The organism is Mycobacterium celatum (genome assembly GCF_002101595.1).
Taxonomy (GTDB): domain Bacteria; phylum Actinomycetota; class Actinomycetes; order Mycobacteriales; family Mycobacteriaceae; genus Mycobacterium; species Mycobacterium celatum.
Genome location: NZ_LQOM01000027.1, coordinates 25,337 through 37,655, shown reverse-complemented (window position 1 = coordinate 37,655; position 12,319 = coordinate 25,337). Strand labels below are relative to the sequence as shown.

Genomic DNA, 12,319 nt, shown 5'->3' with positions numbered 1-12,319 from the left:
GAGCTGATACACGCCCGCGCCATTTTGGGTATACGGCCCGCGATAACCTGTGTTAAGGATCGCAAAGCTATTTTGCAAACCTTCGCAGCAGTGACACGCACCGAGTAAGAGTTCAGGAGATTTCGATGACCTCAGCGACCATCCCCGGTCTGGATACCGCGCCGACCAACCACCAGGGCCTGCTGTCCTGGGTGGCCGAGGTCGCCGAGCTCACCCAGCCGGACCGGGTGGTCTTCGCCGACGGCTCCGACGAAGAATGGCAGCGGCTGTGCCAGCATCTGGTCGAGGCGGGCACCTTCAAGAAGCTGAACGAGAAAAAGCACCCCAACTCTTACCTGGCGCTGTCGGACCCGTCCGACGTGGCGCGGGTGGAGTCTCGGACGTTCATCTGCTCAGAGCGCAAGGAAGACGCCGGTCCGACCAACAACTGGATGGACCCCGCGGAGATGCGGGCGACCATGACCGAGCTCTACCGCGGCTGTATGCGCGGGCGCACCATGTGGGTGGTGCCGTTCTGCATGGGCCCGCTGGGCGCCGACGACCCCAAGTTGGGCGTGGAGATCACCGACTCCGAGTACGTCGTCGTCTCGATGAAGGTGATGACCCGGATGGGCAAGGCCGCCCTGGAAAAGATGGGCGACGACGGGTTCTTCGTCAAGGCGCTGCATTCCGTCGGCGCCCCGCTGGAGCCGGGCCAGAAGGACGTGCCGTGGCCGTGCAACGACACCAAGTACATCACCCACTTCCCGGAGACCCGCGAAATCTGGAGCTACGGCTCGGGTTACGGCGGCAACGCGCTGCTGGGCAAGAAGTGCTACTCGCTGCGGATCGCGTCGGCGATGGCCCGCGACGAGGGCTGGCTGGCCGAGCACATGCTGATCCTCAAGCTGATCTCGCCGGAAAATAAGGCCTACTACTTCGCCGCGGCGTTCCCGTCGGCCTGCGGCAAAACCAACCTGGCGATGATCCAGCCGACCATCCCGGGCTGGCGCGCGGAAACACTCGGCGACGACATCGCCTGGATGCGGTTCGGCAAGGACGGCCGGCTCTACGCGGTCAACCCGGAGTTCGGCTTCTTCGGTGTTGCGCCGGGCACCAACTGGAAGTCCAACCCCAACGCGATGCGGACCATTGCCGCCGGCAATACCGTCTTCACCAATGTGGCGCTCACCGACGACAACGACGTGTGGTGGGAGGGCCTGGAAGGCGAGCCGGACCACCTGATCGACTGGAAGGGCAACGACTGGATCATCCGCGAGACGGAAACCAAAGCCGCGCACCCGAACTCGCGGTACTGCACGCCGATGTCGCAGTGCCCGATCCTGGCACCGGAGTGGGACGACCCGCAGGGCGTGCCGATCTCGGGCATCCTGTTCGGCGCCCGCCGCAAGACGACGGTGCCGCTGGTGACCGAGGCCCGCGACTGGCAGCATGGCGTGTTCATGGGCGCCACCATGGGCAGCGAGCAGACCGCCGCCGCCGAGGGCAAGGTCGGCACAGTGCGCCGCGACCCGATGGCGATGTTGCCGTTCCTCGGCTACCACGTCGGCGACTACTTCCAGCACTGGCTGGACCTCGGCAAGAACGCCGACGAGTCCAAGCTGCCAAAGGTGTTCTTCGTCAACTGGTTCCGCCGCGGCGACGACGGCAAGTTCCTGTGGCCGGGCTTCGGCGAGAACAGCCGGGTGCTCAAGTGGATCGTCGACCGCATCGAGCACAGGGCCGGCGGACAGGACACCCCGATCGGCATCGTGCCCACGGTCGACGACCTCGAGCTCGACGGGCTTGATGTCGACCGCGCCGACGTGGAGCGTGCACTGGTGGTCAACCCCGACGAATGGCGCCAGGAACTGCCGATGATCGAGGAGTGGTTCGAGTTCGTCGGCGAGAAGTTGCCGACCGGCGTCCGCGACGAGTTCGAGGCGCTCAAGCAGCGCCTGGGCTAATTTTCCGGTCAGCGTGCGTGTCGCCGCCGACACTCCGTATTTGAACCTGGTTTGCGCACGCTCGCGGCAAGGCGCGACCACTTGACACCCGTCAACTTTGTTGGCGGTACAGTCTGCGCATGCAGATCCGCGAGCATGTCGGCACCGGTAAGCCGGCGGTCATCCTCCATCCGTGCGGCACGGTCATCACCTTCGACGAACTCGAAGCCCGGGCCAATCGGTTGGCGCATTACTTTCGCCGGGCCGGGCTGGCCGAGGGCGACTCGGTCGCGATCCTCATGGAGAACAACGAGCACATCCACGCCGTGATGTGGGCCGCGCGCCGCAGCGGCCTGTACTACGTGCCGATCAACACCCACCTGACCGCGCCCGAAGCTGCGTACATCATCGACAACAGCGCCGCCAAGGCGATCATCGGTTCGGCGGCGCTGCGCAAGACCTGCGAAAATCTGGCCGAGCATCTGCCGGGCGGTCTGCCCGACCTGCTGATGATCGCCGACGACGACCTCGAGGGCTGGCAGCGCTATCCGGAATGCGTTGCCGGCCGACCGGATACCCCGATCGACGACGAACGCGAGGGCGACCTTTTGCAGTACTCGTCGGGCACCACCGGCCGGCCCAAGGGCATCAAACGCGAACTGCCACACGTCCCCCCGGCCGAGGCACCCGGCATGATGTCGGCGCTGGTGGGGTTCTGGATGACGCCGGAGTCGATCTATCTGAGTCCCGCCCCCCTATACCACACGGCGCCGTCGGTGTGGTCGATGAGCGTGCAGGCCGGCGGCATCACCACTGTGGTGCTGGAGAAGTTCGATCCCGAGGGCTGCTTGGAGGCCATCCAGCGCTACCGGGTTACGCACGGCCAGTTCGTGCCGGCCATGTTCACCCGCATGCTCAAACTGCCTGAGGCGGTACGCAATTCGTATGATTTGTCGAGTCTGCAACGGGTGATCCACGCGGCGGCGCCGTGCCCGGTGGAGATCAAGAAACAGATGATCGACTGGTGGGGCCCGATCATCGACGAGTACTACGCGTCATCGGAAGCCATCGGGTCGACGTTGATCACCGCCGAGGAATGGCTGGCGCACCCGGGCTCGGTGGGTAAGCCGATGGCCTGCCAGATACACATCCTCGACGAGAACGGCAACGAGCTGCCGCCAGGACAAGCCGGCGAGATCTACTTCGAGGGCGGCTATGAGTTCGAATACCTCAACGACGCAGCGAAAACCGCGGCATCACGCGACAAACACGGCTGGGTGACTGTCGGCGACGTCGGCTACGTCGACGACGAGGGCTACCTGTACCTGACCGACCGCCGCCACCACATGATCATCTCCGGCGGGGTCAACATCTACCCGCAAGAAGCCGAGAACATGCTCGTCACGCATCCAAAAGTGCTGGACGCCGCGGTGTTCGGGATTCCCGACGACGAGATGGGGCAAAGTGTCAAGGCCGTGGTGCAGACCGTCGACCCGGCCGACGCCACCGACCAGTTCGCCGATGAGCTGCTGGCGTGGTTGCGGGACCGCTTGGCGCACTACAAATGTCCGCGGTCGATCTCGTTCGAAGCAGAGCTGCCGCGCACCGAGACCGGCAAGATGTTCAAAGGCGAGTTGGTCAAGAAGTATTCGTGAGCGTTGTCGAGCTGCCAGCGGGGATCATCGTCGGCGTCGACGCCGAAAACATCAGTGAGCAGTCAACTTTCACGCTGACCGAAGACACCTGTGCCGACCGGCGGGTGGTTACCGTGCCATCGGTTGATGCTGCTACGGCCGAACTGGCTGCGCGGCTGAAGCATTGGCCGCAGGCCGCAGCGGTGTGCGACGACGTGCTGCGTGCGGTAGATCCTGGTGCCCCGGCGTTTCGCGGGCTCATCACCGAATCGCTGGCGTACTCCACTCTGCAATCCGGCCGGGAGTTCGCCCGCTGGCTTGCCGAGCGCGGCCCGGCCCGCGTGCCTGAGATTCCCGACCCGGTGCAGGCCGAACGCGACGGCAATACGCTGCGGATCCGCTTCAACCGGCCGTCGCGGCATAACGCGTTTTCCACCGACACCCGCGCGGCACTCCTGGAGGCGCTCGATGTGGCGCGCTACGACACTTCGGTCGACGAGGTAGTGCTGTCCGGCAATGGACCGTCGTTCTGCAGCGGCGGCGACCTCGCCGAGTTCGGCACCTTCAGCGATCCCGCCAGCGCGCATCTGGCCCGCACCCGCTACAGCCCGGCCCTGGTGCTCGACGCGCTGACCGCTCGGCTCGGGTCGGCCTGCCGCGCCGAGGTGCACGGTCAGGTGCTGGGCAGTGGACTGGAGATGGCGGCGTTCTGCGGACACGTTGCGGCGGCACCGGATTCGGTGTTCGGGCTTCCCGAGCTGAGCCTCGGTCTGATCCCCGGCGCCGGTGGCACCGTCAGCGTCACGCGGCGCATCGGCCGTTGGCGCACAGCGTATTTGGTCCTCACCGGTCACACCGTCGGCCCGGCGACGGCGCTGGCCTGGGGGCTGGTGGACGCTGTCGGCTAGGACGCCGGCACGCCGTGCTCGCGGAGGAAACGCACGACCGCATCGATCATCACAGGGCCGTCGAGCAAGTCCACACTGTTGTGGTCCGCGCCCGGCACCACAAGGAACCGCTTCGGCTCGTGCGCAGCGTCATACAGTCGTCGGCTCAGCGTCGCGGGCACCAGGGTGTCGCGGTCGCCGGCGATCACCAACAGCGGCGCCGCCACTCGCGCGATGCGGCTGATCGACGGGTACCGCTCCGTCAGTAATGCCCCGACGGGCAGGAACGGGTAGTGCAACCGGCCGACGTCGGTCAGCGACGTGAACGGCGAGCGCAGCACCAGCGCGGCCGGCGACACCTCGAGCGCAAGCCGGACGACAACCGCCGCACCGAGCGACTCACCGAAGTACACGATCCGATCGACGTCGGGGCGAGCCGCCAGGAATGCCCGGGCGGCGCGCGCATCGACGGCCAGGCCGTCTTCCGTTGGGCGGCCGGGGTTTCCGCCGTAGCCTCGGTAGTCGAACAGCAACACCGACAACCGCGCGCGGCACAACGCGGCCGCCAGCGGCGCGCGCAACATACGGTCACCGCCGTTGCCGTTGCAGACCAACACCGCGGGCCCGGCGCCCAGGGCGGGAAAGAACCACGCACCCAGGCGGAGCCCGTCGTCGGTGTCGAGTACGACGTCCTCGCCGCCGGGCAAGACGGCTGTCGCGGGCGGTACCGGCCCGGGCGACGGGAAATAGATCAACCGCCGTTGCAACGAGCTCAGCATGTGCGAACCCTGCCGAGTGTGGACCTAATGCACGGCCGCAGCGAAAAATCGTGACATAACCGCACACTCGGCGCAGAGCTCATCAGATTCCGCCGCGGGCCACCAGTTGCCCGGCAATCACGTTGCGCTGGATTTCGTTGGTGCCCTCGCCGACGATCATCAGCGGCGCGTCGCGAAAGTACCGCTCGACGTCGTATTCGGTGGAGTAGCCGTAGCCGCCGTGGATACGTACCGCGTTCAACGCGATCTCCATCGCCACCTCGGAGGCGAACAGCTTGGCCATCCCGGCTTCCATGTCGCAGCGTTGGCCGCTGTCGTAGCGTTCGGCCGCGTAGCGCGTGAGCTGGCGGGCGGCAGTGAGTTTGGTGGCCATGTCGGCCAGGTAGTTTCCGACGGACTGGTGCTGCCAGATCGGTTTGCCGAAGCTTTCCCGCTGCTGCGCATACGCCAACGCATCGTCGAGTGCCGCCGTCGCCACCCCCAATGCCCGGGAGGCCACCTGAATGCGGCCTGTCTCAAGACCTTTCATCATCTGCGCAAAGCCCTTGCCCGGTACGCCGCCCAGGATCGCCGACGCGGGGACCCGGTAGCCGTCGAACGACAGCTCGCACGACTCGACTCCCTTGTAGCCCAGCTTGGGCAGGTCCCGCGAAATCGTCAGCCCCGGGCCGGGTTCCACCAGCACCACCGAGATACCGGTGTGGCGCGGTGTCGCATGTGGATCGGTCTTGCACAGCAACGCAATCAGCCCGGAACGCCGCGCATTGGAAATCCAGGTCTTCGACCCGTTGATCACCAGCTCGTCGCCGTCGGTCCGCGCGGTGGTCGACATGTTCTGCAGATCGCTGCCGCCGCCCGGCTCGGTGAGCGCCATGGTGGCCCGCAACTCGCCGGTGGCCATCGGCGGCAGATAGTGACGCTTCTGCTCCTCGGTGCCGAACAACGTGAGCAGTTTGGCGACCACAGTGTGCCCGCCCATTGCACCGGCCAGGCTCATCCAGCCGCGGGCCAGCTCCTGGGTGACCAGCACGTAGCACGGCATCGACACCGGTGACCCGCCGTACTCCTCAGGGATGGCCAAGCCGTAAATGCCGATCCGCTTCATCTGCTCGATCCACACTTGCGGATACTCGTTGGCATGCTCGACTTCGCGCACCGTCGGCTTGACCTCTTTGTCGACGAAGTCACGCACCGTCTCGACCAGCAGCACCTCTTCGTCGCTGAGCTCGTCCATACCGTCATGCTGACACGGCGGGTCGCCCGATGACCGGCGGCCCGTACTTCGACGACCTGCACGTCGGCCAGGTGTTTCCCGGCGCCCCTTCGATGACGTTGTCCCCCGGGGTGGCCGCCGTGCATCAGAGCATCCTCGGCGACCGGTTGCGCCTGCCGCTGGACGCCGAACTGTCGCAGGCGGTCACCGGGTCGACGGCGCCGCTGGCTCACCCCGGTCTGGTGTGCGACGTCGCGATCGGGCAGTCGACGCTGGTCACCCGGCACGTCAAAGCCAACCTGTTCTACCGCGGGCTGGTCTTCTACCGCTTCCCGGCCATCGGCGACAGCCTGTTCACCCGCACCGAGGTGGTGGGCCTGAAGAAGAACTCGGCCAAGCCCGGGCGGGCGCCCACCGGTCTGGTAGCCCTGCGGATGACCACGATCGACCAGGCCGATCGGTTGGTGCTCGACTTCTACCGCTGCGCCATGTTGCCGTTGAGTCCGGGCGCCGCGCCGGACGCCGCCGATCACGCCGACGACCTCTCGGCGATCGGCACCGATCTGGTGCCGCCGCCCTCGGCTACCGAGCAGTGGAACGGCGCCGTGTTCCGCGAGCGCATCCCCGGGCCCCATTTCGACCCAGGCATCGCAGGTTCGGTGTTGCACAGCAGCGCCGACATCGTCAGCAGCGCACCCGAGTTGGCCCGGCTGACACTGAATATTGCTGCAGTGCATCACGATTCGCGGGTCAGCGGAAGCCGGCTGGTGTACGGCGGACACACTATCGGGCTGGCGCTGGCGCAAGCCACTCGGTTGCTGCCCAACTTGGCCACGGTGCTGGGCTGGGAGTCCTGCGACCACACCGGTCCGGTGCACGAGGGCGACACGCTCTACAGCGAGCTGCACGTCGAGTCCGCCCAGCCGACCGACCACGGCGGCGTGCTGACCCTGCGCTCGCTGGTCTACGCGGTCAGCGAATCGGACGAGCCGGACCGCCAGGTGCTGGACTGGCGGTTCACCGCGCTGCAGTTCTGACGCGCGCACAATGGTGGGCGTGGATGCGGCCGCAGCAGACTGGGCCGGCAGCGGGCTGGCCTATCTGACCGGCCCGCCCGATGGGCCGCCCGACTTTTCCCGCGCCGCCGTGCTGACCCGGGCCCGAGGAGTGACCGCTGAGATCGCCGAGCTGACCGGTGTCGACGTCGACGCCGCGACGACGCTGGCGGGCCGCGCGGCCCTGCGCGGCCTGACCCGGCAGGGCTCGGTTTCTGCGGGCGGCGCCACCCGGCTGCTGCCCACCGCTGACGGCTGGGGGGCGATCGCGCTGCCGCGCGCTGAAGACACCGCGGCGCTGCCCGCGCTGCTGGAATGCGACACCATTCCCGCCGACCCTTGGCCAGTGCTAACCCGTTGGGCCGCAGCACGTTCCGCGCACGACGTGGTCAGCCGCGCCCAACTGCTGGACATCGCGGCGGCGGCGCTTGGCGAGGCGGCCCCGGCCGCGCCGGTGGTGCGGCGAATCGGCGATACGACCGAGCCGCGCGACCTCGACGGGCTGCTGGTGGCCGACCTGTCGTCCTTGTGGGCTGGGCCGCTATGTACCCAACTGCTGGCCCGGGCGGGCGCCGTCGTCGTCAAGGTGGAAAGCCCGGCCCGGCCCGACGGGACCCGCCGCGGCGAGCCTGCGTTCTTCGACTGGATGAACTTCGGAAAGCTCTCCTACGCCGTGGATTTCGACGACGGCGCCTTGCGGGATTTGCTGACCGCCGCCGACGTCGTCGTCGAGGGCTCCCGGCCCGCGGCGTTACGCCGACGCCGGTTGAGCGTCGACGACGTGGCGGCCCGGGCCGGACGGGTGTGGCTGCGCATCGGCGGCTACGCCGGTCAGCCGGACCGGGCCGCGTTCGGCGACGACGCCGCGGTCGCGGGCGGACTTGTCGGCGAAGGGCCGGTGTTCTGCGGCGACGCCATCGCAGACCCGCTGGCCGGGCTGGAGGCGGCGCGGGCGGTGGCGCAGTCGCTGCGCCGCGGCGGAGGCGAGCTGGTCGAGGTGTCGATGGCGCAGGTCGCCGCTGGCTACGCCGCGCTCCCGCAATCACCGCCTTGCGACATACCCGTCGCCGCGCCGCAACCGCCGCCACCGAGCCCGTCGGCGCCCCCGCTCGGCGCCGACAACGCCGCGGTAAAGCATATCGTTGCCGAAAAGCTCGGCGCGCCATGCTAATTCGACAGGCTACCCGGCTGGACGGCGCTCTTCTCGACGTTCGGGTCGGGGCGCAGATCGACCAGGTGGCCAAAGACATCGAGCCGCTGCCCGGTGAAGACGTGTACGACGCGGCGGGCGGAACCGTGATACCCGGCTTGCACGACCACCACGTCCATCTGCACTCCGCGGCCGCAGCCGAAACGTCGCTCCAGGTGGGCCCACCGCAGGTGCGCGACCGGGACGCGCTCGCGGGCGCGCTGGCCACCGCCCCGCCCGGCGACGACGGCTGGGTCCGCGCTATCGGCTATCACGACTCGGTCGCCGGGCCGCTGGACCGGATGACGCTGGATGCGCTGGCACCCGCCGTGCCGGTGCGCATACAGCACCGCAGCGGCGCGATGTGGATCCTCAACTCCGCCGGGCTGGCCCGGATCGGGCTGGCAGACCATCCCGACGGGCGCCTGCGCAGCGCCGCCTCGGATTGGTCGGAGGCGTTAGAGCGCCGCGATATCGGCCTCGCCGATGTCAGCCAGCGGCTGAGTAGCTACGGCGTCACCGGAATCACCGATGCCACACCGGATCTCGAAATCGGTGACATCGTGGGGTTGACCGAGCTGCATCGCCACGGTGAGCTACGCCAGAGGCTGCATTTTCTGTCACCCGGTAAGCGCATCCTGCACGACGAGGCCCTGGACCTCGACGAACTCGCACACTGGATCGCCGAAAGGCACCGCAATGGTGGCCCGGTCGCCATCCACTGCGTGACCGCCGCCCAGCTGCTCGTGACGATCGCGGCGCTGCAGCAGGCCGGCGCGCATCCCCGCGACCGGATCGAACACGCGGCCGACACACCCTCCGACTGCCTCGACGACCTGGTGGATCTCGGGGTGACGGTGGTGACCCAGCCCAACTTCGTTGCCGAGCGCGGCGATCAGTACCTGACCGAGATACCGGCCGGCGAACACGACCAACTGTGGCGGGTGGCGTCCCTGCTGCTCGCCGGCATTCCGGTCGCGTTGTCCACCGATATGCCGTTCGGTCGCGGCGACCCGTGGGCGGCGATGCGCGCCGCGGTGTATCGCACCACCCCGAGCGGGGCGGTGCTCGGCGCCGACGAATGTATTCCGGAGCGGCGAGCCTTGATGATGTTCCTGGGCTGGCCCGAGCACCCCAGCCGGGTGCGCACCGTCGAGCCGGGGCAGCCGGGCGACCTGTGCCTGCTGACCGCACCGCCCGAGGCCGTGCTGGCCGAACTCGACGCCGGTTTGGTCGCCGCAACGATCATCGGCGGTGAAATCGTCTACGCCGCAGGGTGACTTCATGCGTGAGCGTGCGTAAACCAGGTTCAACTACGGAGTGTCGGCGGTGACACGCACGCTCGCGGCAGGGGCGGGGGGTTAGTGCGGTAAGTCGCGGAACGGCGTATTGCGGTAGGGCTCCGGCTCTTTGGGCAGACCGAGTATGCGTTCGCCGATGATATTGCGCTGAATCTGATCGGTGCCGCCGCCGATCGAGGTGAAATACGCGTTGAGCGTCCGGAACGTCACCGCGTCACCGACCGGGTTGTCCGGTCCGGCCAGCATGGCCTCGGCGCCGATGATCTCGGTCTCCACCCGGGCGGTCTCGTGCAAGATCCGCGACATCGCGATCTTGCCCAACGCCGCCAGGGTCGCCGACTCGTCGCGATCGACAGCGGTCTTCGAACGCTCTCTGTTCCAACGGTTCACGGCAACCAGCGCGTCGACCCGGGCGATCTGCTGACGAACGTGGGCGTCGCCGAGCCGGCCGAAATCACGCGCCAATTGCACCAAGCCACCGCCCTTTTCGGGCTTGGGCCGCTTGGCATTCTTGGAGGTGCGGGCCAGATCGCCCATGAACCGGCGTTCGTAGCCGAGCGCGACCTGCAGCACCGACCAGCCCGCCCCCGGCTCGCCGACCATGTTGTCGGCGGGCACCCGGGCATTCTCGATGAACACCTCGTTGAATTCCGATTCGCCCGTGATCTGGTGGATGGGGCGGATCTCCACGCCGGGTTGGCGCATCGGAAACATGAAGAAGCTGATTCCCTTGTGCTTGGGCACATCCCAGTCGGTGCGTGCCACGAGCATCCCGTAGTCGGCTGTCGTCGCAAACGACGTCCACACCTTCTGCCCGTTGATCACCCAGTCGTCGCCGTCGCGGTCGGCGCGGGTGCGCAGGCCCGCCAGATCCGACCCGGCACCCGGCTCGCTGTAGAGCAGGCACCACTTGGTCTCGCCGCGGATTGACGGCGGGATCAGCCGGCGCTTCTGCTCGTCGGTGCCGCAGTCGTGCAATGTGCAGGCGAACAGGTTTGCCCGGTCATGCCCGGCGCCCGGCGCCCCGACCGCCGCGAATTCCTCAGCGACAATGCGGGATCCGGTATCGGTGAGGCCGCGGCCATACCACTCGGGCTCCCAGCTGGGGACGGCCCAGCCGGCGTCGACGACGGTGTGCGCCCACTCGGCGCGATCGATGCCGGGAGACCAGTTGGCGGCCAGCCATTCTCGGACCTCGCGGCGCACTTCCTCGTCAATCACGACACGCTCCGATCTGCTGCAGGTAGCGCTCGCGGTGCCAGGACGGACTGCCCAGCAGCTGGGCGTCGCCGCGGGCCCGGCGCAGATACAGATGCGCCGGATGCTCCCAGGTGAACCCGATGCCGCCATGCACCTGGATGTTGGTCGCGGCGACAAACACGAAGGCATCGGAGCAATAAGCTTGTGCCAGCGCAAGATCCGCGATCCGCGACGGCGACTGCCGCGCAACCGACTCGCTGGCGAACCGGGCGGCCGACACCGCCGACTCGGTTTCCAGCAGCATGTCGGCGCACATGTGCTTGACGGCCTGAAAGCTGCCGATCGGCCGGCCGAACTGATAACGCGTCTTGGCGTACTCGGCGGCCATGTCCATGACGCGGCGTGCCCCGCCGGCCTGTTCGCCGACCAGGGCCACCGCGGAGGAATCCAGCGCAGCACCGAGCACCTCGACACCCGAACCCAACTGGCCGACCAAACGTGCTGGGGCGTCGGCGAATTGGAGCCGGCATTGTTTGCGGGTCAGATCCACCGTGGTCAGCGGCGTCACCTCCACGCCGGGCGCATCGGCTTCGACCGCGAACACCGCCGGTCCTGCGTCGGTCAAGGCCAGCACATACACCAACTCGGCCAATCCGCCGTCGAGCACGAAATTCTTGCAGCCGGTCACCTGCCAGCCGTCACCGACGGCTCGCGCACAAGTTGCGATGGTCGCCGGTACCCGGGCCGAGCCGTCCTCGGCGAAAGCTACACTCGCGATCAGCTCACCGGCGGCAATCCGCGGCAACACCGCCGCCGATTCGTCGACCTCCCCAGCCGCGGCCAACAGGCTGGGCACCAGCACCGCCGTCGACAGATACGGACCGACCAGCAGCGCAGCGCCCATCTCCTCGGCCACGATGCCCAACTCGATCGGGCCGGCACCGGCGCCGCCGTGCTCTTCGGGGATCAACAGCCCCACCAGGCCCATGGCCGCCAACTCCTGCCACACCGCCGGGTCGAAACCGGTGTCGGTGGCCGTCAACGCCCGCACCGCGGACTCCGGCGAGCGTTTCGCCATCAAGTCGGCGACCGTGCTGCGCAACGCCCGCTGCTCGTCGGTGACAGAAAACGGCACG

10 protein-coding genes are annotated in these 12,319 nt (G+C 67.8%); 6 read left to right on the top strand and 4 right to left on the bottom strand.

What is annotated here, in order from left to right:
- Positions 1–125: 125 nt before the first annotated feature.
- The 3 genes from AWB95_RS11315 (at position 126) to AWB95_RS11305 (ending at position 4,467) form a co-directional block, all read left to right on the top strand.
- Positions 126–1,946: a phosphoenolpyruvate carboxykinase (GTP) gene (locus AWB95_RS11315; protein ID WP_085168232.1), complete on the top strand. Its 1,821-nt coding sequence runs from the start codon at positions 126–128 to the stop codon at positions 1,944–1,946.
- Between the two features lie 119 nt (positions 1,947–2,065).
- A complete protein-coding gene (gene fadD4, locus AWB95_RS11310; RefSeq protein ID WP_062540133.1) occupies positions 2,066–3,580 on the top strand; it encodes a fatty-acid--CoA ligase FadD4 in 1,515 nt (504 codons plus the stop codon).
- The gene (locus tag AWB95_RS11305; RefSeq protein ID WP_062540132.1) at positions 3,577–4,467 is read left to right on the top strand and encodes an enoyl-CoA hydratase/isomerase family protein; all 891 of its coding nucleotides are present in this window, start codon (positions 3,577–3,579) and stop codon (positions 4,465–4,467) included. Before fadD4 ends, AWB95_RS11305 begins: the two co-directional genes overlap by 4 nt.
- Here AWB95_RS11305 and AWB95_RS11300 read toward each other — a convergent pair.
- Together AWB95_RS11300 and AWB95_RS11295 are read right to left on the bottom strand one after the other, a co-directional pair.
- The gene (locus AWB95_RS11300) at positions 4,464–5,225 is read right to left on the bottom strand and encodes an alpha/beta hydrolase (protein ID WP_062540131.1); all 762 of its coding nucleotides are present in this window, start codon (positions 5,223–5,225) and stop codon (positions 4,464–4,466) included. The genes AWB95_RS11305 and AWB95_RS11300 overlap by 4 nt on opposite strands.
- Before the next feature lie 82 nt (positions 5,226–5,307).
- Positions 5,308–6,459 carry an acyl-CoA dehydrogenase family protein gene (locus AWB95_RS11295; RefSeq protein WP_062540130.1) on the bottom strand — a complete coding sequence of 384 codons (1,152 nt, stop codon included), beginning with the start codon at positions 6,457–6,459 and terminating at the stop codon, positions 5,308–5,310.
- A gap of 29 nt (positions 6,460–6,488) precedes the next feature.
- Between AWB95_RS11295 and AWB95_RS11290 the strand changes: the two genes are divergently transcribed.
- The 3 genes from AWB95_RS11290 to AWB95_RS11280 are packed head-to-tail and all read left to right on the top strand — an operon-like array spanning position 6,489 to position 9,962.
- On the top strand, positions 6,489–7,475 hold the full coding sequence (locus tag AWB95_RS11290) for a MaoC family dehydratase (protein ID WP_062540129.1): 987 nt from the start codon (positions 6,489–6,491) through the stop codon (positions 7,473–7,475).
- Between the two features lie 10 nt (positions 7,476–7,485).
- Positions 7,486–8,664, top strand: a complete 1,179-nt coding sequence (locus AWB95_RS11285; protein WP_085168231.1) for a CoA transferase — start codon at positions 7,486–7,488, stop codon at positions 8,662–8,664.
- Complete coding sequence (locus AWB95_RS11280; RefSeq protein ID WP_085168230.1) at positions 8,658–9,962, top strand: amidohydrolase family protein; 1,305 nt, start codon at positions 8,658–8,660, stop codon at positions 9,960–9,962. Before AWB95_RS11285 ends, AWB95_RS11280 begins: the two co-directional genes overlap by 7 nt.
- Positions 9,963–10,043: 81 nt before the next feature.
- Here AWB95_RS11280 and AWB95_RS11275 read toward each other — a convergent pair whose 3' ends face one another.
- Positions 10,044–11,204 (bottom strand): acyl-CoA dehydrogenase family protein, encoded by a 1,161-nt coding sequence (locus AWB95_RS11275; RefSeq protein ID WP_062538773.1) that lies wholly within the window; start codon positions 11,202–11,204, stop codon positions 10,044–10,046.
- Positions 11,197–12,318 (bottom strand): acyl-CoA dehydrogenase family protein, encoded by a 1,122-nt coding sequence (locus AWB95_RS11270; RefSeq protein WP_269745710.1) that lies wholly within the window; start codon positions 12,316–12,318, stop codon positions 11,197–11,199. Before AWB95_RS11270 ends, AWB95_RS11275 begins: the two co-directional genes overlap by 8 nt.
- Position 12,319: the final 1 nt, after the last annotated feature.